General features: G+C 44.7%; 21 protein-coding genes. 15 read left to right on the plus strand and 6 right to left on the minus strand.

Translation table 11 applies throughout. The features are described from left to right. The first annotated feature begins 204 nt into the window (after nt 1–204). From ACFPIB_RS03105 to ACFPIB_RS03145, 9 genes are all read left to right on the plus strand, one after another. The gene (locus ACFPIB_RS03105) at nt 205–717 is read left to right on the plus strand and encodes an RNA polymerase sigma factor (protein WP_378015963.1); all 513 of its coding nucleotides are present in this window, start codon (nt 205–207) and stop codon (nt 715–717) included. A gap of 83 nt (nt 718–800) precedes the next feature. After that, nucleotides 801–2,276, plus strand: a complete 1,476-nt coding sequence (locus ACFPIB_RS03110) for a phytoene desaturase family protein (RefSeq protein ID WP_378015964.1) — start codon at nt 801–803, stop codon at nt 2,274–2,276. A 174-nt stretch (nt 2,277–2,450) separates the two neighbouring features. Further along, nucleotides 2,451–3,284 carry a phytoene/squalene synthase family protein gene (locus ACFPIB_RS03115; protein ID WP_378015965.1) on the plus strand — a complete coding sequence of 278 codons (834 nt, stop codon included), beginning with the start codon at nt 2,451–2,453 and terminating at the stop codon, nt 3,282–3,284. A 6-nt stretch (nt 3,285–3,290) separates the two neighbouring features. Further along, the gene (locus tag ACFPIB_RS03120) at nt 3,291–3,803 is read left to right on the plus strand and encodes a hypothetical protein (protein WP_378015966.1); all 513 of its coding nucleotides are present in this window, start codon (nt 3,291–3,293) and stop codon (nt 3,801–3,803) included. Nucleotides 3,804–3,965: 162 nt separating this feature from the next. Continuing rightward, a complete protein-coding gene (locus ACFPIB_RS03125) occupies nt 3,966–4,490 on the plus strand; it encodes a hypothetical protein (RefSeq protein WP_378015967.1) in 525 nt (174 codons plus the stop codon). After that, entirely contained in the window at nt 4,490–5,182 is a 693-nt protein-coding gene (locus ACFPIB_RS03130) for a lycopene cyclase domain-containing protein (protein WP_378015968.1), read from the plus strand. Before ACFPIB_RS03125 ends, ACFPIB_RS03130 begins: the two co-directional genes overlap by 1 nt. Nucleotides 5,183–5,208: 26 nt before the next feature. Further along, a complete protein-coding gene (locus tag ACFPIB_RS03135; RefSeq protein ID WP_378015969.1) occupies nt 5,209–6,054 on the plus strand; it encodes a 4-hydroxy-3-methylbut-2-enyl diphosphate reductase in 846 nt (281 codons plus the stop codon). Between the two features lie 346 nt (nt 6,055–6,400). Then, the gene (locus ACFPIB_RS03140) at nt 6,401–6,892 is read left to right on the plus strand and encodes a VOC family protein (RefSeq protein ID WP_378015970.1); all 492 of its coding nucleotides are present in this window, start codon (nt 6,401–6,403) and stop codon (nt 6,890–6,892) included. Next, a complete protein-coding gene (locus ACFPIB_RS03145) occupies nt 6,889–7,584 on the plus strand; it encodes a fatty acid desaturase (protein WP_378015971.1) in 696 nt (231 codons plus the stop codon). Before ACFPIB_RS03140 ends, ACFPIB_RS03145 begins: the two co-directional genes overlap by 4 nt. Nucleotides 7,585–7,785: 201 nt before the next feature. Here the strand turns inward: ACFPIB_RS03145 and ACFPIB_RS03150 are convergent, their stop codons facing one another. The 6 genes from ACFPIB_RS03150 to ACFPIB_RS03175 form a co-directional block, all read right to left on the minus strand. Further along, entirely contained in the window at nt 7,786–8,340 is a 555-nt protein-coding gene (locus tag ACFPIB_RS03150) for a YfiT family bacillithiol transferase (protein WP_378015972.1), read from the minus strand. A 181-nt stretch (nt 8,341–8,521) separates the two neighbouring features. Continuing rightward, nucleotides 8,522–8,974 (minus strand): hypothetical protein, encoded by a 453-nt coding sequence (locus ACFPIB_RS03155; RefSeq protein ID WP_378015973.1) that lies wholly within the window; start codon nt 8,972–8,974, stop codon nt 8,522–8,524. A gap of 124 nt (nt 8,975–9,098) precedes the next feature. Next, complete coding sequence (locus ACFPIB_RS03160; RefSeq protein ID WP_378015974.1) at nt 9,099–9,449, minus strand: heavy-metal-associated domain-containing protein; 351 nt, start codon at nt 9,447–9,449, stop codon at nt 9,099–9,101. 110 nt (nt 9,450–9,559) lie between these two features. After that, nucleotides 9,560–11,770, minus strand: a complete 2,211-nt coding sequence (locus ACFPIB_RS03165) for a TonB-dependent receptor (protein ID WP_378015975.1) — start codon at nt 11,768–11,770, stop codon at nt 9,560–9,562. Between the two features lie 83 nt (nt 11,771–11,853). Beyond that, nucleotides 11,854–12,273, minus strand: a complete 420-nt coding sequence (locus ACFPIB_RS03170; RefSeq protein ID WP_378015976.1) for an HYC_CC_PP family protein — start codon at nt 12,271–12,273, stop codon at nt 11,854–11,856. Between the two features lie 424 nt (nt 12,274–12,697). After that, complete coding sequence (locus tag ACFPIB_RS03175; protein ID WP_378015977.1) at nt 12,698–13,051, minus strand: hypothetical protein; 354 nt, start codon at nt 13,049–13,051, stop codon at nt 12,698–12,700. A 423-nt stretch (nt 13,052–13,474) separates the two neighbouring features. Here ACFPIB_RS03175 and mraZ point away from each other — a divergent pair, with 423 nt between their 5' ends. The 6 genes from mraZ (at nt 13,475) to mraY (ending at nt 20,540) form a co-directional block, all read left to right on the plus strand. Further along, complete coding sequence (gene mraZ, locus ACFPIB_RS03180; protein ID WP_378015978.1) at nt 13,475–13,942, plus strand: division/cell wall cluster transcriptional repressor MraZ; 468 nt, start codon at nt 13,475–13,477, stop codon at nt 13,940–13,942. A gap of 2 nt (nt 13,943–13,944) precedes the next feature. Further along, nucleotides 13,945–14,883 carry a 16S rRNA (cytosine(1402)-N(4))-methyltransferase RsmH gene (gene rsmH, locus ACFPIB_RS03185; RefSeq protein WP_378015979.1) on the plus strand — a complete coding sequence of 313 codons (939 nt, stop codon included), beginning with the start codon at nt 13,945–13,947 and terminating at the stop codon, nt 14,881–14,883. Nucleotides 14,884–15,220: 337 nt separating this feature from the next. After that, a complete protein-coding gene (locus tag ACFPIB_RS03190) occupies nt 15,221–15,655 on the plus strand; it encodes an FtsL-like putative cell division protein (RefSeq protein ID WP_378015980.1) in 435 nt (144 codons plus the stop codon). Then, complete coding sequence (locus ACFPIB_RS03195) at nt 15,645–17,750, plus strand: penicillin-binding protein (RefSeq protein ID WP_378015981.1); 2,106 nt, start codon at nt 15,645–15,647, stop codon at nt 17,748–17,750. The genes ACFPIB_RS03190 and ACFPIB_RS03195 overlap by 11 nt, the downstream gene beginning before the upstream one ends. After that, nucleotides 17,750–19,225, plus strand: coding sequence for a UDP-N-acetylmuramoyl-L-alanyl-D-glutamate--2,6-diaminopimelate ligase (locus ACFPIB_RS03200; protein WP_378015982.1), 1,476 nt, complete (start codon nt 17,750–17,752; stop codon nt 19,223–19,225). Before ACFPIB_RS03195 ends, ACFPIB_RS03200 begins: the two co-directional genes overlap by 1 nt. A gap of 91 nt (nt 19,226–19,316) precedes the next feature. Next, nucleotides 19,317–20,540 carry a phospho-N-acetylmuramoyl-pentapeptide-transferase gene (gene mraY / locus ACFPIB_RS03205; protein ID WP_378015983.1) on the plus strand — a complete coding sequence of 408 codons (1,224 nt, stop codon included), beginning with the start codon at nt 19,317–19,319 and terminating at the stop codon, nt 20,538–20,540. The last annotated feature ends 105 nt before the right edge of the window (nt 20,541–20,645 follow it).

The following is a 20,645-nucleotide window of genomic DNA, read 5'->3' on the forward strand; positions in this document are numbered from 1 at the left end:
ACAGGTTTTATTCCGTTACCTCCTAACCAAAGCAGCGCTGTGGGTTTGTGTGGGAGAAAGAGCATGCGCGCATATTTCTGAATTTCCCAGGTTTTAAGTATTTAATATTGTTTATTATTTATATTTGAAAGTTAAACAAAATTTTGCCTTTAATTTAAATAGTTCGTACACTTGTTTCAGAATTAAACTTAATCCGTAAACGTCATGACTGCCGTAGAATTCACCAATCAGGTTCAGGAAATATCTGTTGCGTTACGGCCTGCCGCCATGACGCTTACCCGCGATGCCGACGATGCCCGCGATCTGGTGCAGGAAACCCTGCTAAAAGCACTGCTAAACCGCGATAAATTTAAAGCCGGAACGAATATGAAAGCCTGGCTTTACACGATAATGCGCAATACGTTCATTAATAATTACAATAAAATAACGAAGCGCAGCACCAAAATAGACACCACCGAGTATTTCCAGTATTTTACTGCCGACGATAGCTTTATTACTTATAATCAGGCTACTGCAACGTTTATGATGGCAGATATAAACCGCGCTATTGCCGGTTTAAACGAAGATTTCCGGAAGCCTTTTGTGATGTATTACATTGGTTATAAGTACCTGGAAATTGCCGACCAACTTCAGATCCCGATCGGAACGGTGAAAAACCGCATTCACATTGCCCGCAAAGAGCTGAAAAAATACCTGAAAATATACAGCACAAATTAGAAAATCAGCAACGTTCGTTTTTGTTTTCCGTTTAATATTTATTGTGAAATCTTTCACATTATTACCTGATTCAGCTTTCGATTTTGCAGCATAAAAAAGTAATAGTAATTGGTGCCGGTTTTTCCGGAATTTCCGCCGCCACCTGTCTGGCCCGCAAAGGCTATGAAGTAACCGTGCTGGAAAAGAATGAAGGTCCGGGAGGGCGGGCCCGCGTATTTCGGGAACAGGGATTTACCTTTGATATGGGCCCGAGCTGGTATTGGATGCCCGATATCTTTGAAGCCTACTTTCAGAAATTCGGAAAAAAGCCCTCCGATTATTACGAATTGGTACGGCTCGATCCATCATACACCGTTATTTTCGGCGAGCATGATTTTATGCCGGTTCCTGCCGGCTTGCCCGCTTTAAAAACGCTATTCGAAAGCCTGGAAAAAGGCAGCGGTGCGAAGCTCGAAAAATTTATGCAGCAGGCCGCTTACAAATATAAAGTAGGCATGCAGAAACTGGTTTATAAACCTGGCCGCTCTTTCTCCGAATTTCTGGATCCCAAACTACTCGCCGATATTATCCGGATGGATATTTTTAGTTCGATCCGCAAACATATCGGTAAGTTTTTCCGCCACCCGAAAATTGTGCAGCTCATGGAGTTTCCGGTGCTTTTTCTGGGTGCTGTTCCCGAAAATACCCCTGCGCTTTACAGCCTTATGAATTATGCTGATATGGCGCTTGGAACCTGGTACCCACTGGGTGGCATGCACAAAATTGTGGAAGGCATGGTGAAGCTGGCCGAAGAAGAAGGCGTAACGTTTAAATATAATGAAACGGTACAGGAAATTGTGCTGGAAAACGGTAGGGTTTCCGGCCTGAAAACTGCCAATGGCTTTCTGAACGCAGATATTCTGGTAGCTGGCGCCGATTACCAACACGTAGAAAGTAAACTGCTTCCGGAAAATGCTCGTAGCTATTCGCCTGAATACTGGAACAACCGAGTTTTAGCACCTTCTTCGCTTATTTTTTATTTAGGCGTGAATAAAAGGCTGCAGAACCTGACCCACCATAACTTGTTTTTCGACGAAGATTTCGGGCCGCACGCGCAGGAAATTTATGAGAACCCGGCTTGGCCTAAAAAACCGCTTTTCTACGTTTCAGTGCCATCAAAAACCGACGATTCGGTAGCGCCGGAAAATTGCGAGAACCTGTTCATTTTAATTCCGGTAGCGCCCGGTTTAACCGATACCGAAACTACCCGTGAAAAATATTACAATCTGGTAATGGACCGGTTGGAGAAACTTACCAAGCAAAGTATTCGGGAGCATGTGGTTTATAAACGCAGCTACGCACACAATAATTTTATTCAGGATTACAACGCTTTTAAAGGCAATGCTTACGGCCTGGCCAACACGCTTATGCAAACCGCCATTTTAAAGCCCAGCCTGAAAAGTAAAAAGATCGCAAACTTATACTATACCGGGCAGTTAACAGTGCCGGGACCGGGTGTGCCGCCAAGCCTTATTTCCGGGCAGGTTGTGGCAGAAGAAATTGCGAAAGAATTTAAATAGTAAGAAGTGCTTAAGGAATAAGATTTAGTGTTCGCAATGGTCGTGCTTTAAGTTAACTGTGTAAAAATGGTATGCTTTTGCAGCAAAAAAGTCATGAAACCCTGAACAAAATAATCTGCTATTCTTTATTGCCTACACTGATCACTATTCATTAATCACTATTCAAAAAATAAGATGGAGCTTTTTAACCAGACCAGTTTAGAATGCAGCCGCCTGATCACGCAGCGCTATAGTACATCGTTTACGCTGGGCATTAAAACGCTGGATAAGAAGTTTCATTTTCCGATCTACGGCATTTATGGTTTTGTGCGCTTTGCCGACGAAATAGTAGATACTTTTCATGCTTTCGACCGCGAAAAATTGTTCAATGAATTCCGCGAAAATACCTGGCTGGCCATAGAAAATAAAATAAGCCTGAACCCGGTTTTGCACGCTTTTCAGCTGGTGGTACACCAGTATAATATCGACCGCGTTTACATAGAAGCCTTTCTGAAAAGCATGGAAATGGACCTGGACGAAAAGCAATACTGCCGCGAACTTTACGACGAATACATTTATGGCTCGGCCGAAGTGGTAGGCTTAATGTGCCTGCAGGTTTTTTGCGAAGGCGATAAAACGAAATTTGAAGAACTGAAAGAAGCGGCCAGAAGTTTAGGCGCCGCGTTTCAGAAAGTGAATTTCCTGCGCGATATTAAAAGCGATTTCCAGGAACGCGGCCGCGTTTATTTCCCCAAAGTGAATTTTCATGGGTTCGATAATCTGGCTAAAAACGAGATTGAAGCCGATATCGAAAATGATTTTGAAAAAGCTTATGTCGGAATGCTGGCTTTGCCAAAGTCGGCGCGAATGGGGGTTTACCTGGCGTATATTTATTACCGCAAGCTTTTCCGTAAAATTAAAGCTTTGCCAGCCGCGCGAATTCTGAACGAACGCGTGCGCGTGCCCGATAATGCCAAGATCGCTTTGCTGCTGGGCTCGTATGTTAGATATAGACTGAATACCATCTAAATGTTTTTGTTACTTACTTTTTTGAGCTTTTTCTATACCGTTTTTGCGGTGCAGGAAACCAATATTCCTGCGCTTCGGCAGCTTTTCTATGAAGCACGTGACAACGACGATAAAGCGGAATTACTGTTTAAGCAGATCGGGAATTATGAGGGCCGGGAAGGAATTTTGGTCGCATATAAAGCCGGTGCTTATGCGCTTAAAGCCAAGCATGGCGCCAATCCGCTAAATAAACTGAAAAATATAAAAAAAGCGACACGTTATTTTTCTGAAGCAGTGCAACTGGATCCGGATAATCTGGAAATAAGGTTTATGCGCTACGCCGTGGAAGACCAGACGCCCGGATCTTTGGGTTATAGTGAACACGTTGCGGAAGATAAAAAGCTTTTGCTGGATGGTTTGGCATTGTACCCAAAGTCAGGATTTACGCCGGAAACGGCCCGGATCGCGCGCGATTATTTGCAGCAGTATTGCAAATGCTCGGAACAGGAAAAGCAGATTTTGCAACAAGTTAAACTGTAAGTCCGGCAAAACAATAGAACCTCCAAAGATGTTTCGTTAGCAACGCAAAAACCTATGTAAAAGATTCGACCAACTAGGCAACCAATCCGTAAAAATAAAGGTTAACCGGTAAGAGGAGATCTGATTTTACCCGGATTTTGTGGTTTTTTAATTGTTGGTGTTATGGGAATGATTTTACTATATATCTTTTTAACCTTCGGAATTGGTCTTGGCACCACCGAAGCGTATAAAGTTTCGGAGTTGCGGACATATTACCAGAAAGCGAGTAAATGTCCTGAAACGGGTCAGTCGTTTCATAAATATATGGCCCGCTACGAAGGCAAGGAACCCGTTATTCTGGGTTTCAAAGCTGTTTCAGAAGCCGTAATGGCAAAGCATGTCTGGGGTCCGTACAGTAAACTGAAGCATCTGAAAAGTTCTGCAGCTTTGTTTGATCAGGCTGTAACGCTGGATGCCGACAACCCCGAGATCCGCTTCCTGCGCTACACAGTAGAATATTATATTCCGCGCTACCTCAATATGAGCAGTCACGTGGAACAGGATAAAAAAATAGTGATGGAAAGTTTGCTGAAATACCCGAAATCGGGCCTCGATGCGGAATCTTATAAGCTGATGCGCGATTTCCTGCTTTCCTCCGAACACCTGAACGAAGCTGAAAAACAACAACTCCGAACGATAAAGACCTGATGTATATTTATCTGTACCTGAATATATTTACGTTATTTTTTCCGCTGTTGCTTTCTTTCGATAAGCGCGTGGCATTTTATAAAACCTGGCCGGCACTGTTTCCGGCCATTTTTGTAAACGCCGCCGTTTTTATTCCCTGGGATATTTATTTCACGCAGCATGGCATCTGGGGTTTTAACCCGGAATACTTGCTGGGAATAAACTTTTTCGGGTTGCCGCTGGAAGAAGTGCTTTTCTTTTTTACTGTGCCTTACGCCTGCATTTTTATTTACCAATGCCTGAATGTGTATTTCGGCGAAAGTATTTTTCAGAAGCACGCCCGGGTTTTTACCTTCATTCTGATAGCGTTTTTAGCGGTTCTGGCAGCTTTTAATTGGTCCAGACTTTATACTTCAGCCACAGCTGTTTTCCTGATTGTCATGTTTGCCGTGCATTTTAAATTGTTCGGTGCTGCTTTGCTGGGGAAGTTTTACCGGGCGTATCTGGTGCATTTAATTCCTTTTTTGCTTGTAAACGGCGTGCTCACGGCAATTCCCATTGTGTGGTACAACAACGATTTTAACCTCGGCCTGCGGCTTTATTCTATTCCCGTAGAAGATTCTTATTATTCCATGCTTTTGCTGTTGCTGCCGGTTACAGTTTTCGAATTGATCCGGGCGAAACAAAAACATTTAGCGGTTAATACTGTTTAAGTAATTAAATTTAAGTTTAGACAAATATGTATAACCTGCGTGTTCAGATCGATTCCGGTTCCGGCTTTTGCTTCGGGGTGATCTATGCTATTCAGATGGCAGAAGATATGTTGGATGAGCAGGGTTATTTGTACTGTCTCGGCGATATTGTGCACAACGATGAGGAAGTGCAACGCCTGGAAAAACGCGGTTTACGCATCATCAGCCACGAAGAATTTAAAGAACTCAGCAATGAAACCGTATTAATAAGAGCGCACGGCGAACCGCCTCGCACCTACCAGATTGCGCTGGAAAATAACCTGCGGCTGATTGATGCTTCCTGTCCGGTAGTTTTAAAATTGCAGAACCGAATTAAGGCTTCGCACGATAAAAAAGAACCGATCTATATTTACGGTAAACACGGCCACGCAGAAGTTTTAGGTTTGCTTGGCCAGACCAGTAACGAAGCAGTGGTTTTCGAAAGTATGGATGAACTTCTGCAGCATGACCTTCCGGAAAACATTACGCTTTATAGCCAGACAACCAAAAGCACGCACAATTTCTACCATGTAAAAAACGCCCTGGAAGCTGCCGGCCACACCGTAGAAGCTAATGATACCATTTGCCGGCAGGTAAGCAACCGCGACAAAGAACTCCGGAAATTCGCGCAGCAGTTCGATAAAGTGGTTTTCGTTTCGGGTACCAAATCATCTAATGGCAGAGTTTTATACAATGTCTGCAAAGAAACCAACCCGAATACCATTTTCGTTTCGGCGGTAGAAGAACTGGATAAGAGTCGGTTTGTGGCCGGCGAAAGCGTGGGGATTTGCGGTGCAACTTCTACACCCATGTGGCTGATGGAAAATGTGCGGCAAGTGTTGCTTTCATTTTGAAATATAAACGGAAACGTACCTAATTCGCTCTTTGGGATTTGCAACATTAGCTCTTTCGGATTTGCAATCCGAAAGTACGGAGCCGCGGATTTGTAATTCGTTTTTTGCAGCAGCATGACCTTGAATGAATGCAGGTGGATTGCAAATCCGCAGCTCAAAAATTCCCGATTACAAATCCGGAAAAGCGTGATAAAGCGTGAAAGATTAGAAAGAGGATTTCTTAGATATTGAAGCTTAACGTTTGCGAAAAACTTTGTTCACGGCTTCAGAAAACCTTCCGGAAAACGCTATCTTAAATGCTGCAAAAACCGTAGGCAAATTAGCTTCAAAACTCCGAACCGAATTTATGGCTGAAAATTATACCATTCCTGCTGGCACCCATATTGGGCACGTGCATTTAAAAGTGGCGGATCTGCAGCGGGCGCTGGATTTTTACTGCGGTTTACTGGGCTTCGAACTCATAACCATGTATGGCGAACAGGCGGCATTTATTTCTGCGGGTGGCTACCATCATCATATTGGTTTAAATACCTGGTACAGCAAAGATGCGCCGCCAGCCCCCGTTCGTAGTGCCGGTCTTTTTCATACAGCTATTCTGTACCCAACGCGTAAAGATCTGGCAACTATTTATAAGCGGTTAACAGATGCTCAATATCCGCTTACCGGTGCTTCAGATCACGGCGTTTCCGAAGCTTTGTACCTGAATGATCCTGATCAGAATGGGGTGGAATTGTATTGGGACCGACCGCGGGAAGAATGGCCGAAAAATGCGGATGGCAGCATTGAGATGTACACCCACCATTTAGATCTGGATGGTTTATTGAAGGAATTGGCGTGAATTGGTTGAGGAGAAATACCGGGGTGTTTATTGCGTTTGCCATCGTGTTTTGCTGGTTTGCCTTGCTGACTTTTTTGCTGCAATTCCCTACCGTTTTTACCGAGCCTTGGCCGTACATTTTGCTGCTTTTGCAAACCCATTTATATACCGGCCTTTTCATAACCGCCCACGATGCCATGCATGGCGTAGCAGCTCCCGGAAATATAAAACTGAATACCGTTATCGGGTTTGTTTGTGCGCTGCTGTTTGCTTTTAACTGGTACCCACGTTTATTGCCGAAGCACCATCAGCACCATCATTTTGTAGCTACCGAAAAAGATCCGGATTATCACGGTGGTAATTTCTGGGCATGGTATTTAAGTTTCCTGAAGCAGTATATTACCTGGCCGCAAATGCTGGCAATGGCACTCACCTTTAATATTCTGACGTATTTCTTTCCGCTGGAAAATGTGGTTTTGTACTGGATGCTGCCGGCTGTTTTAGCTACATTCCAGTTATTTTATTTCGGCACGTACCAGCCACATAAAGGCGAGCATAACGCAGAAAACAAACACCGGTCTACTACCCTCAAACGGAATCATGTTTGGGCTTTTATAAGCTGCTATTTTTTCGGTTATCATTACGAACACCACGATAAACCTTTCCTGCCCTGGTGGAAATTGTATCAGGAGAAAGACCGGAGTTTTAAATGAGAGAATGAGTGAATTGGAGAATGAGTGAATGAGAGATTGTTTGAGTGAAGGAATTAGAGAATAAGAGAATGAAAGAATGGTTTTAAGAGTTTTTTTCAAAATTCCAGTTCATTAATTCCCTTCATTCTGAAATTATCAAATTCATTGATTTCTCAATTCCAAAATTCACTCATTCACTCTCTTATTCTCCAATTCCCACCCTCACCATTCCATTTTCGCGCGCATGTTTACAACCTGGGTGAGATGATGTTTTCCGTGCCAGGCGTATAAGTGGGCAGCCATATCCAGCGGGGTGGTACCAGATTCCGGATGATTAAAGGTGCGTTTCCACTGCTCCAGGGTAAGATTATCCATTAAAAGTACCCAACGTTGGTGCAGCGCATCCAGCAGATCCAAAGAAATTTCTACGTCTCCTTGAGCATCCGGCAGTTCAGCCCAGCGGGCTTCTTCGTAAGGTTTGATGGTTGGGTTTTCTTCGGTCAGAGCCAGTTTCATTCGGATATAGGCATTCATGTGGCTGTCGGCAAGGTGGTGGATGGTCTGACGCAAACTCCAGCCGCCGGGGCGGTAAGGCATGTCAAGTTGTTCGTCGGAAAGTGTAACCACGGCAGCCCGCAACTCACCCGGCATTTCAGCAATAGAATCGATGGCTTGGCGCAAGCTGTTTTCAGTTAAAGGCTGGCTGCGATCATATTTGCCGATCGGGTAGCGTAATTTTTCCAGTTCTTCCGACGAGATATTTTCGGTGGTATTCATAGTTTCAGGAGTTAGGATTAGCAGTTTGGAACAGGAGGGAAGTTAGGGTTTTTGCGCCTGAAATGATACCGTTTTCAGGAAAAATAAAGGAAGTATTACTCACTGCTCAATGCAAACAATATTCCTTATAAACTTGTTCTGACGAATCAGCTTTTAAGTTCTTACTGATCTTTGACAGCCATTAATTATAGGAACATCTGTTTGCTTCCGAAACCAGTTCATCGGCGGTATTTTTAGCGTCACGGGCATAAGCCTGGGCGTGCTGGATGTTTCCGGAACGATAGGCTTGTTTGGCGTAATTAACACCGTCATTTGCAACGCGATAAGCCTTTTTGCAGCCGCATTTGTCCGCATATTTCCGGGCGTCTTCAAATTCCGAAATGGCTTCCCGTGCATTATCGCGGATATCTTCGAAGTTCTCAGCATGCTGAGAGCGTTTGGCATATTTATGCGCTTTTTCCGCAGATTTGGCACTTTTCGAACAATTATCCAGGCGAATGGCATCGGCAGAATTATCGCTTAAAACACGTTTAGACAGCAGTTTTGCTTTATCGGCTTCATTGGTTTCTTCCTCAGAACCAGCAGTGCAGGAAAACAAGAACAGGCTGCATAAAATTAGAAGTAAATTTTTCATATGTATTGACGGTTAAAGCTGCTGCTTATTCTTTTACGTAGAATTGGGTACTATTAGCAACATCTGAATAAAAAAGCCTCCGGAAGAAATTCCGGAGGCTTTTTTATAAAACGGTTCAAAGAGATTAATGCACACCTTTATCTTTTTTGCAGCAATCATCCAGCTTGTTATAAGCTTTTGCATCGGCGGTAAGCAGGTCGGCATCGTAACCCAGTTTGGTAACCGCTTCGCGCAGGGCATCTACATTATTTTTATCGGCGCGGTATTCTATGGTCAGCATTTGCGTAGCCACATCAAGGTTCACATTTTTCACGCCTTTCTCATAAGCCATGCCGCTTTCGATGGTTTTTTTGCACATGTTGCAAACCGAAGAAGTTTTGATCTTCACAGTTTCAGTCTTCTTGCCCTGAGCCTGAGCGCTCATACCAAAAAACAGTAGGGTAAAAGCGGTAAAAAGTACTTTAATGGTTTTCATTTTTATAATTATTAATGATGAATGACTGATTAATTTTTAATGATTAATGACTAATGATTAATTCTTTTAATCGTAAATCTAAGATCGTAAATCGTAAATAAATAAACGCATTATTTCAGTTTGTAGCGCAAACCGGCGTAAACTACGCGGCCAACTACTGGGGCCCAAACCATGCTGGCATCGAAGCCGTGGCCGAAAGGTGTTTCAGGATTCATGATCGGGTCTTTTTGCTTGAAATTCAACAGGTTTTCGCCGCCTACATAAATATCCCAATGCTTGAAGCTGCGCGTTACTTGGCTGTTCAACACCGAAAACGGTTCGGCAGTTCGGTTTTGCTCGTTTATCCCTGAATGATCTGCAACGGTTGGTAAAGAACGTTGTCCAAACCATTGGACCGTTGCATCAAAACGCCATTTATCGAACGCAGTGGCGTAGCCGGCATTCACAAAAAAGCGGTTTTTAGGGTTCATCGGGCGGTCCAGCAACTTACCTTCGTAACTGCTTTTTACATCAAAATATTTGTAAGCGGCTTTCACGTCCAGACCCTTGGCTAATTCATATTGGATCTCCGCCTGGAAACTGCTGGAAAATGAACGGCCATCTAAATTGCTGAAAATTACGGTTCCCGGCACGCTATACATATCGGCCACTACCTGGTTTTGGAAAGTTGTATAATAGTAATCGGTAATGAAAGTGCCGTGTTTGCTACCTAAATGAAAGTAGCGGGTGAAGCTGCCGCCCATGTTCCACGCCTTTTCCGGCTGCAATGCTTCCGTAAAAATAAATTTCCGTGAACTTACCAATGCACCACTGTTTTCCGCGATCGGATTGGCCACTCTGAAACCTTTGCCGCCGGAAACCCGGAAAATGGTATTCGGATCCAGATCGTATTTTACGTGCAGGCGCGGGGTGAAAACGGTACCGTACAGGTTATGAAAATCGGTGCGGGCGCCGGCAACTACCGTTAAGTTATGCGCATTATTATAGGTGTATTCTGCAAACAAACCCGGAATATTTTCCTGCCGCTTCATCAGTGTATCTTCAAAGTTTTCGCGCAGGTTTTCGTGTCCGAAACTGGCGCCTAATTTATAGGTGTGGGCCGTGGTGCCAATGGCAGACTGGAAAATTAAACGCGCCAGCGCCGACTGTTGCTCACCGTCATAATTCCGGAAACCGTACTCAGAATCGAATTGGTGGTGGCTGCCTGAAAGAATTAAACCCAGGCTTTCGTATGGTTTGTTTTTGGCGGTAAGCGAAAGTTTGGTGTAGCCGGAAACGCGGTCTGTCAGGCTCTCGGTGCCGTAATTACCGGATGCCGCGCCGCTGCCTTCTTCGTAAGAAGTTTGTCCACCAATGCGGTTTTCGCGCAAAACATTTAAGCCAACTTCGCTTACAAAACGGCCGGATTTGTATTTCCATTTGTTGTAAACGTTGTATTGTGTGCCGAGCGGCTGATCCATGAAACCATCGTCGTTTCTATCTACGCGGTTGTGGAGCTGTGCGGTGTGCAACATTAAAACGGTACTTAATTTTTCCGAAAAACTGTGGCCTACGTTCAGGTTCGCATCAAATTTTCCAAGGTCGTTGCCGTAGAGATTTACAAACACACGGTCTGTTTTTTCAGGATCTTTCAGCTTCACGTTCACCTGCCCGGAAATCGATTCGTAGCCGTTCAGAATGGAGCCGGTGCCTTTAATAATATCAATGCTCTCAATGTAGGTTCCGGACAAATAATTGAGGCGGAAAGGCGTAGCCAAACCTCGTAAAGCAGGCACGTTATCGGTTGTCAAAAGCGTGTAAGCGCCGTCTAAACCCAGCATTTGAATTTGTTTTGCTCCAGAAACGGCATCAGTGGTGGAAACTTCTACACTGGCATTGGTTTCAAAACTTTCGGCCAGGTTGCAGCACGCCGATTTTTCGAGGTCACGGTTGGTAATGAGCTCGGTATGAATAGGCGTTTTCGCATCGAAGCGATCTTGTTTGGCGGTAATTTCCACTTCCTGCAAACTGCCGCTCGGTGCCAGATGAACCCGCAGAAAAAGCTCATCCGGTTTTACCAGAATAGTATCTGGTTTAAAGCCGATGAAGCTGACGATCAGTTTGTTAGTTTGAGTAGAAAAAGGTAACGTAAAACTTCCCTGTGCGTTTGTCAAGGTGCCGGAAGTGGTGCCGGCCCAAACCACGCTGGCGCCCGGTAAAGTTGCATTGTTCGTTTTATCGAAAACCTGTCCGTTTAAATTTTGGGCAAAAGCAGCGACGGGAAAAAACAGGGTTAAAAGCAAGCCGAAAAGGGTTTTCCGACTTTTTAAGGTAAAAATCATAGCGTTTTCAAGTTTAAAATTCAGAAATAAACATGCAGCCGATCCGGTTTTTCCGGAAAAGCATTTTCATTCAGAATTTTAAACTAAACGCGCAGAATATGAAGGGAATACAGCAGGTTTTTGCCGTAAAGCGGCGGACTGGAATTGGCGTAGGTAAAAACTTCCTGCTGGGTAGCCAAAACGATAGGGAAAACCGGTGAAAAAGTCGTTGCCGGCGCGATCCAGACAAAAGCGAATTGCGTTAATTTCTGCTGCGCGGCCTGTTCCAGTTTGTGCTGGTCTAATTTAAATTCGCAGCATTTCTTTTTGGCAACCGGTTCGATTCCGGGTTTTTCGCAGTCAGTTTCGCCGTGTGCTTTGCAAGGGTCTTCCTTGTGTTCGTAGCTGAGCATCACCTTGCCGCTTATCAGGCAGATATGTTCGCTCACGGTCAGGCCTACGGAACCCAGAAGCACCGCGAGGCTAAGCCACAAACTAACCGATCTTTTTAGCAAGGTTTTCATTTCTACAAATATACGAATTTTCCGTTGATTTATTTTACTGCTGGCTTTGCTATTGGTTTACGTTACAAAAGTAGTTCCGGGCGATAGGATTGCGTTACAGATTTCGGAGATTGTTTTACAGAATTTCTTTGGTCTTTATTCTCTGGAAAGTAATCCAAAATTTAATGCTAAAGTAAGACCACTATGCGTTGCTTTCGGAATAAAATGAAAAAATGTTCCTAAGGAAATGCCGCCGGAACGTAAGTCTTTTCCACCTATTATTTCGGCCTGAACGATAATGCCAGGTTTATTTTGAACTATGGTGTCATATGTAAGAAGCGCATTGTTACTAAAAAATGCGTTGCCGTATTCAAGGTGTACATTATCAGGTTGAAGGTGTCTGTTATATGAAATTCCTGCTGTAGCCTGTAAAATTAGAAAGCTGTTAAGTTTTTTTTCTTTTACCTACACTTAAATAATAACAGTGTAATTCATGCAGTGGTTTTTGATTATCGAACCTGCCAAGATTCTTATACCTACTAAGATTATCAAAATAAGGAGTATAATTTAAGCCGCACCGGAAAAACGTGGTTTCGTTGAAAGACAAATTCAGATGACTGAAAAGCATTAATCCATGCTTTTCTAAATCAGGCGCAAAAGTTAAGGCCGGGCCGGCGCCAAAACCTAAGTACAACTGCTGAAGTTTTTTTTTCCTGTTTGCTACCGTTTCGATTTGAGATTGCACTGTAAAACTCAGCAGCAAAAGTGAAAGCAGGATAACCGAACGCAGTATTTTCATAGCCTGGCATTTTTGATTATAGAAGCATTTGATTTAAAATTTGTTACTGAAATATCAAATATTTTTTCCTCTGCTTTCAGCTTGCCCGCTTTCGCCACTTTCCCCACATCCGGATTTTTCCTCCACTTTGCCCCACTTTTTAAGCCGTTTTGCCTACCGTTTTCATTGTATTGTATTTAAGTAATTGTAATTCAGTTTAATACATTAAAAACGCTAGGCATTTTAGCATAAAAACTAAAAGCATTTGCCAGCAGATTTTACTAACTCGACCGGAAAAAATGTGGATAACGTGGATAAGTGGGGTGGATAACCGTAATTTATCCACAAAGTGGGAAAAAGTGGGAAAAAGTGATGCGTGGTTTTTAGCGATTGTGTACTTTTGTTTTGCCTCTTAAACTAAGGGGTGAAGTGTGTAGTAATGGTATGAATTTTTTATCCGGCGAATACGAGTGCAAGCTTGACCCTAAGGGCCGGTTGGTTTTACCTGCGAAGATAAAAGCCAACCTGCCGGAGGCGTCGGGTAACCAGGTGGTTCTTACCCGCGGGTTTGAGCCATGCCTTGTATTGTACCCAAAACAGGAATGGAAAACCATTTACGACCGGGTAGCCGCTTTAAATGAATTCAACGAAGAATACCGCCAGTTTCAGCGTAATTTCTTCCGCGGCAATACCGAAATAGAGCTCGATAATACCGGCCGTTTTGTATTGCCTAAAACCATGCAGCGCTACGCCGATATAGAAAAAGAAGTAATTATTGTGGGTTTGGGAAACCGCGTGGAGATCTGGAATCCGGAGAAATACGAGGAATTTTTAATTAAAGACCAGCAGCAATTCTCCAACCTGGCCCAGAAATTCCTCGGCGACCAGCCGGCGGAACAACCTATTATATAAGTATGGCTTACCACAATCCTGTTATGCTCAGCGAGTCGGTGGAAGCCCTCGCTATTCACCCCGCCGGCGTTTATGTAGACGTAACGTTTGGCGGTGGCGGCCATTCCTCCGAGATCCTGAAACACCTGGAAACCGGTAAACTTTACAGTTTCGACCAGGATTCTGATGCCGAAGAACAAAGCGAAAAACTGGAAGGTCCGAATTTTCAGTTTGTTAAAGCCAATTTCCGGCACTTAAAGAAGTTTCTGCGGCTTTACGGCGTGAAGCATGTAGATGGCATTCTGGCAGATCTGGGCGTTTCATCACACCAGTTCAATACCGCCGAACGTGGTTTTTCCACCCGTTTCGAAGGTCCGCTGGATATGCGCATGGATACCAACGCCCCGCTTTCGGCTAAGGAAATAATCAATACATACCCGGAAGAACAGCTGCACAAGATTTTCGGCATGTACGGCGAAGTTAAAAATGCGAAAACTTTAGCCCAGCATATTGTAGCCGCGCGCAGCGGTCAGGAAATAAATACCATTGCCGAATTCAAGAAAGCCATAGCCGGCGTTACGCCCAAAGGCAAAGAAAATAAATACCTGGCCCAGGTTTTTCAGGCTTTAAGAATTGAAGCCAACGACGAACTGAAAGCCCTGGAAGAAATGCTGCTGCAGGCGGCCGAAGTACTGAAACCGGGTGGAAGATTAGTAGTAATTTCTTACCACTCGTTGGAAGACCGCATGGTAAAGAACTTCTTTCAGAAAGGCAAATTTCACGGTGAAGTAGAAAAAGATTTTTTCGGAAACGAAATTAAACCGCTGGAACCCGTGGTGCGCAAAGCCTTAACCCCTAGCGCCGAAGAACTGCTGGAAAACAACCGTTCACGCAGCGCCAAACTCAGAATTGCTACCAAAATTGGCGAGCTGAAGTTTGAAGAAAGCTCTAAAAAACGGTAGGGTTTCCGGGTAAAAAACTAAGAAAAAGCAAGCGGGAAACCCCCGCTTTTTTAGGCGATTTAAATTTAAAAAGAAGAAAATAAATGACTTTTTAAGCTGAAAACACTACCATTTTTCCTGTAAATAAAGGCGGAGAATTGCTGGTTTCCGGTGAGGGTAGGAGCTCCCGGAAAAGAAACGCTCCGGCTTTTGTTCCTGAAATATTCGTTCAGGATGCTGCGCGGAAATAAAACGCCCTTCCCGGTTTTCCGGGGAGGGCTCAGGTAGCAAAAGCAAGTATAAAACGCTATGGTTTTTGCCCTAAAAAGTAACGCATTGAAATAGATTTTAACCTGAAATGGCTGTAAATACCTTAAAACCGAAACAAAAAGCTGCACCGCGCGGCAATACCATGCGGCCTCAGCCCAAGCCGATGGTAGAGGAAACCCCACGGCCGAAGGGTATCAGTATTTTCCAGTTACTGGAGCGTTACACCAAGATGGACGCCATTTTCCGCGACGGACTGCCGGTAAAATATCTGCCGCAGGTGTTGTTCGGAATGGGCGTGGCGCTTTTTTATATCGGCAATACGCATTATGCCGAAAAATCCATCCGGAAAATAGACAAGTTAAAAGTAGAAGCTGAAGATCTGCGCGCCGATTACACCACTCTGAAATCGGATTATATGGAGGCCAGTAAACAAAGCGAAGTGGCCCGCAACGTGCTGCCTTTAGGGCTTGAAGAAAGTAAAACCCCGCCTTACCAGGTAATTGTAAAAGAAGATGAATATTAAGAAATCCATACTCACACGGGTGCGGGTGGCTTTTTTGCTCATCGCCCTTTTCGCCTTTGCCATTATTGTAAAGGTTGGCCGCATCCAGTTTGCCGACGGTAATAAATGGAAAGCCATTGAGCGCGAGCGCCGTTTTGTATACCAGCCGGTTTACGCCACGCGCGGCAATATTTTTTCCGATAACGAAAGTATTCTCGCTACGTCTTTGCCTTTCTACCGCGTAGCCTTCGATCCCAGCATTGCCGATAAAAAGATCTTCGACGAAAAAATAGATTCGCTGGCCATGCTGCTTTCGCGTTTCTACCAGGATAAATCGGCCGAAGAATATAAGCGTAAAATTAAAAATGCCCGCCTGAAAGACCGCCGTTATGTGCGTTTGAATAACCGTCAGATCAATTACCAGGAAAAGAAAATGATGGCGAAATGGCCCATTTTCCGGATCGGTAAAAATAAAGGCGGCGTGATTTTCGAAAAAGTAGATAAGCGTTTCCGGCCATTCGGTATGTTGGCGCAGCGTACCATTGGTTTCATTAACGAAGATAAGAACGGTGCTGGTTTAGAATATTCTTACAACAATCAGCTGGCCGGTAAAGACGGTGAAGCGCTGTTCGAACGCATGGCCGGCGGTAGCAAGCAGGTTTACGATGGCACCGAAGTAAAACCGCTTCCGGGCTATGATGTGAAAACTACCATCGATATCAATTTACAGGACGTTGCGGAAAATGCCCTGGAAAAAGCACTTGTTGCGCACGATGCCGAATACGGTTGCGTGGTGCTGATGGAAGTAAAAACCGGCGAAATTAAAGCCATTGCTAACTTAGGCAGGATTGCCGAAGATGTGTATATGGAAAATTATAACTACGCCGTTGCCAGCCAGGGACTCACCGATCCGGGTTCAACGTTCAAGCTGGCTTCTATGATGGCCTTGCTCGAAGATTCAGATATTCAATTAAACGACTCGGTAGAAACCGGCAACGGAAAGCAGAAATTCGGTGGGGTAACCATGAGCGATTCGAAAGAAGGTGGCTACGGAACTATTACGGTGGAAGATGTTTTTGCGAAATCTTCGAACGTAGGGATTGCCAAGCTCATTGAACAGCAATTTGGCAGTCAGCCTCAGAAGTACGTGGAATATCTGCAGAAATTCGGTCTGAATTCTACATTGGGTTTCCAGATGGCCGGCGAAGCAAAACCATACATTAAAAAACCATCGGACCGCAGCTGGAGCCGTACCACGCTTTCGCGGATGAGCATTGGTTACGAACTGAAAATTTCGCCTTTACAAACGCTTACGCTATATAACGCAGTAGCCAATAACGGGGTAAAAGTGCAGCCGATAATTGTAAAGGAAACGCGCAAAGCCGATAAAACGATAGAGCGCTACCAGGCAAAAGTGCTGAACGAAAAGATCTGTTCCGATGAAACCCTGAAAATGCTGCGTCAGATGATGGAATCGGTAGTAGATCATGGAACCGGCAAGCACGTGAAAAGTCCTGATTACAAAGTAGCTGGTAAAACCGGTACGTCGCGTAAGATCAAAAACGGGCAATATATTAAAACCTATTCAACCTCGTTTGTTGGTTATTTTCCAGCCGATAATCCGAAATACAGCTGCATTGTGCTCATAGATAGTCCGCAACGCGCTGCGCAATACGGCGGCGATGTGGCCGCACCGGTTTTCCGGGAACTGGCCGATAAAGCTTACGCCCGCGATCTGGCCAGCCATAAACCAATGCATGCCCGCATTACTCCGGATACCAAATCGTTGCCAACGGTGAAAGCCGGTAGCCAGGATGAATTGATCATGATCTGTAACCGACTGGGAATCAGTAATCATCCGGTGGCCGGTGCGCTGGAAGATGAATGGGTGAAAGCCGATTCGCAGAACCGCTCTTATAATTTTAAACCGAATAAAGTGCTGACGAACCGTGTGCCGGACGTAACCGGCATGACCATTCGCGATGCGCTTTATTTATTAGGGAACCAGGGCCTGAAGATCCGTAAACTCGGAAATTCGGGCCGTGTGCAGAGCCAGTCGTTGCCGGCAGGTTCTCCTATTCAGAAAGGAAGTATCATTACCATAACCGTAAGCTAATGCCAAACCTGTCGATTCTCCTAAAAGGAAATCCGGAAATAATTCAGGTACTCGGCAATGCCGAAACCGATATTCAAAGCCTCACCATGGATTCGCGTAAAGCGGCCCCGGGTGTGGCTTTCTTCGCTCTACGCGGCGTACAAGCCGATGGCCATCAATTTATTCCGCAGGCAATAGCTGCCGGCGCCTCCGCAATTATCTGCGAAACGCTACCCGAAAACGCCGAGAAACTCGCGGTAAACGCTATCCTTATCCAGGTAAAAAGTGCTGCCGCGGCCATGGGTTTTATGGCTTCCGCTTTCTACGGCGAACCTTCTAAAAAACTGAAACTGGTTGGTGTAACCGGTACCAACGGAAAAACCACCTGCGTAACGTTGCTGCATAAACTTTTCCGGGAACTGGGTTATTCGGTGGGTTTGCTTTCTACGGTGCAGAACCAGATAAACGAAGCAATTATTCCGGCTACGCATACTACGCCCGATGCCATTACGCTGAACAAACTGTTGGCCGATATGGTGAAAGTTGGTTGCACGCACTGCTTCATGGAAGTGAGTTCGCACGCACTGGTGCAGCACCGTGTTACTGGTTTAGAATTCAAAGGTGCCATTTTTACCAACATTACGCACGACCATTTAGATTATCACGGCACGTTCGACGAATACATCAAAGCCAAAAAATTATTCTTCGATAACCTGAATAAAAAAGCTTTCGCGCTGGTAAACGCCGACGATAAACGTGGCGCGGTAATGCTGCAGAATACCAAAGCCGAAACGCACGAATATTCCTTAAGAAAAGCCACCGAATTCAAAGCGCGCCTGCTCGATAATTCCATTCAGGGTTTGCACCTGGAAATTGACGGCCACGAAATTCTGTTCCGTTTGATCGGCACGTTCAACGCTTACAACATTCTGGCAGTTTATGGCGCGGCGGTACTTTTAGGCGAAGATAAAACCGAAGTGCTGACTGTGCTTTCGAACCTGACTTCTGCCGCCGGTCGCTTCGATTATTTAATTTCTGATTCGCACATTACCGGCATTGTAGATTACGCGCACACGCCCGATGCTTTGGAAAACGTGTTGAGTACCATTCAGCAAATAAGAAAACCGGAGCAGAAAATAATTACCGTAGTAGGTTGCGGCGGAAACCGCGATGCAGCCAAACGCCCGGTTATGGCCGAAATTGCCTGCAAATTCAGTGATCGTATTTTGCTTACTTCCGATAATCCGCGCGATGAAGAACCGCAGGAAATTCTGAACCAGATGCAGGCCGGCGTAAAACCAACGGAGCTGAAAAAAACGCTATCGATTGTAGACCGAAAAGAGGCCATTAAAACGGCGATTGCGCTGGCAGATGCAAATGATATTATTCTGGTTGCCGGCAAAGGCCACGAAACCTACCAGGAAGTAAAAGGCCAGCGGTCGCCCTTCGACGATAAGCAGGTGCTACGTGAAATGTTCAGCTTGCTGGGAAAATAAATTGTTAAATGGTTTAATTGTTAAATGGTTGTTTTTCAAGTTTTAACTGAAAACAATTTAGCCATTCAGCAATGCAACAACTAAAATAAAAATGCTCTACTACCTATTCGACTATTTAGATAAAGCTTACAACATTCCCGGGGTAGGCGTTTTTCAATACATTTCCTTCCGGGCTGGCGCAGCTACGTTGGTTTCGTTGCTCATTGCCATGATCTTTGGTGGCAAGCTGATCGAAGTTTTGCGCAAAATGCAGGTTGGCGAAAGCATTCGTGATCTGGGTTTGCAGGGGCAGATGGAGAAAAAAGGTACCCCAACCATGGGTGGTTTTATCATTCTGGCGGCCATCTTAATTCCAACGTTATTATTCGCAAAGCTTCACAATACCTACATTATTCTGATGCTGGTTTCAACGATCTGGCTTGGTGTTATTGGTTTCCTGGACGATTATATCAAGGTTTTTAAGAAAAATAAAGAAGGGCTTGCCGGTCGGTTTAAAATTATCGGGCAGGTTGGTTTGGGTTTAATTGTTGGTTGCACGCTCTTTTTCTCCGAAGATGTTACCGTTCGCCAGTATATTACAGCCAAAGGTGCGGCAGCGGCCGACGCTGTTTCTTCCGTTTCCTATCACGATGTGCGCAAAATGGTAACTACTATTCCGTTTGCGAAAAATAATGAGCTTGACTACCATAAATTATTCAGCTTTGCCAGTCCGGTTATGGGTTCGTATGCACGTTTCCTTTACATCCCGTTGGTGATCATCATTATTACGGCTGTTTCAAATGGGGCGAATATTACGGACGGTATTGATGGTTTAGCGGCCGGAACTTCCGCTATTATTGGGATAACCCTGGCAATTTTTGCCTGGATCTCGGGCAACACCATTTTTGCCGATTACCTGAACGTAATGTTCATACCGAATACCGGCGAGCTGGTAATTTTTTGTACGGCTTTTGTGGGAGCGTGTGTCGGGTTTTTGTGGTATAATTCGTATCCGGCACAGGTTTTTATGGGCGATACCGGTAGTTTATCCATTGGTGGCATTATTGCGGTACTGGCCCTGATTCTGCGCAAAGAGCTTTTAATTCCTGTACTCTGCGGCATTTTCCTGATCGAAAATTTATCGGTGATGCTACAGGTAAGCTACTTTAAATACACTAAAAAGAAATACGGCGAAGGCAGAAGGATTTTCAAAATGAGCCCGCTGCACCACCATTACCAGAAAAGCGGTTACCACGAAGCCAAGATCGTTTCCCGTTTCTGGATCGTGGGTATTATGCTGGCCACCATTACGCTGGTAACGCTGAAATTACGGTAGTTTCGTTCACTGAAAATTACCCTAAATGAAATTACGGCCTGCAAGCAAATGCTGCAGGGTTTTATAAAATACTATCGGGGTTTAAGAAATTCGAACAACGAATAA

Origin of the sequence: Adhaeribacter terreus, assembly GCF_042657365.1 — a bacterium.
Lineage (GTDB): Bacteria > Bacteroidota > Bacteroidia > Cytophagales > Hymenobacteraceae > Adhaeribacter_A > Adhaeribacter_A terreus.

What these genes read in the sequence shown, in the direction of transcription:
- ACFPIB_RS03150 (WP_378015972.1), bottom strand. Translation starts at nt 8,340, where the DNA reads ATGAATACCACCGAAAATATCTCGTCGGAAGAACTGGAAAAATTACGC.
- ACFPIB_RS03200 (WP_378015982.1), top strand. Translation starts at nt 17,750, where the DNA reads ATGCCAAACCTGTCGATTCTCCTAAAAGGAAATCCGGAAATAATTCAG.
- ACFPIB_RS03175 (WP_378015977.1), bottom strand. Translation starts at nt 13,051, where the DNA reads ATGAAAATACTGCGTTCGGTTATCCTGCTTTCACTTTTGCTGCTGAGT.
- rsmH (WP_378015979.1), top strand. Translation starts at nt 13,945, where the DNA reads ATGGCTTACCACAATCCTGTTATGCTCAGCGAGTCGGTGGAAGCCCTC.
- ACFPIB_RS03130 (WP_378015968.1), top strand. Translation starts at nt 4,490, where the DNA reads ATGTATATTTATCTGTACCTGAATATATTTACGTTATTTTTTCCGCTG.
- ACFPIB_RS03170 (WP_378015976.1), bottom strand. Translation starts at nt 12,273, where the DNA reads ATGAAAACCTTGCTAAAAAGATCGGTTAGTTTGTGGCTTAGCCTCGCG.
- ACFPIB_RS03140 (WP_378015970.1), top strand. Translation starts at nt 6,401, where the DNA reads ATGGCTGAAAATTATACCATTCCTGCTGGCACCCATATTGGGCACGTG.
- ACFPIB_RS03190 (WP_378015980.1), top strand. Translation starts at nt 15,221, where the DNA reads ATGGCTGTAAATACCTTAAAACCGAAACAAAAAGCTGCACCGCGCGGC.
- mraY (WP_378015983.1), top strand. Translation starts at nt 19,317, where the DNA reads ATGCTCTACTACCTATTCGACTATTTAGATAAAGCTTACAACATTCCC.
- ACFPIB_RS03165 (WP_378015975.1), bottom strand. Translation starts at nt 11,770, where the DNA reads ATGATTTTTACCTTAAAAAGTCGGAAAACCCTTTTCGGCTTGCTTTTA.
- ACFPIB_RS03115 (WP_378015965.1), top strand. Translation starts at nt 2,451, where the DNA reads ATGGAGCTTTTTAACCAGACCAGTTTAGAATGCAGCCGCCTGATCACG.
- ACFPIB_RS03155 (WP_378015973.1), bottom strand. Translation starts at nt 8,974, where the DNA reads ATGAAAAATTTACTTCTAATTTTATGCAGCCTGTTCTTGTTTTCCTGC.
- ACFPIB_RS03135 (WP_378015969.1), top strand. Translation starts at nt 5,209, where the DNA reads ATGTATAACCTGCGTGTTCAGATCGATTCCGGTTCCGGCTTTTGCTTC.
- ACFPIB_RS03160 (WP_378015974.1), bottom strand. Translation starts at nt 9,449, where the DNA reads ATGAAAACCATTAAAGTACTTTTTACCGCTTTTACCCTACTGTTTTTT.
- ACFPIB_RS03195 (WP_378015981.1), top strand. Translation starts at nt 15,645, where the DNA reads ATGAATATTAAGAAATCCATACTCACACGGGTGCGGGTGGCTTTTTTG.
- mraZ (WP_378015978.1), top strand. Translation starts at nt 13,475, where the DNA reads ATGAATTTTTTATCCGGCGAATACGAGTGCAAGCTTGACCCTAAGGGC.
- ACFPIB_RS03105 (WP_378015963.1), top strand. Translation starts at nt 205, where the DNA reads ATGACTGCCGTAGAATTCACCAATCAGGTTCAGGAAATATCTGTTGCG.
- ACFPIB_RS03125 (WP_378015967.1), top strand. Translation starts at nt 3,966, where the DNA reads ATGGGAATGATTTTACTATATATCTTTTTAACCTTCGGAATTGGTCTT.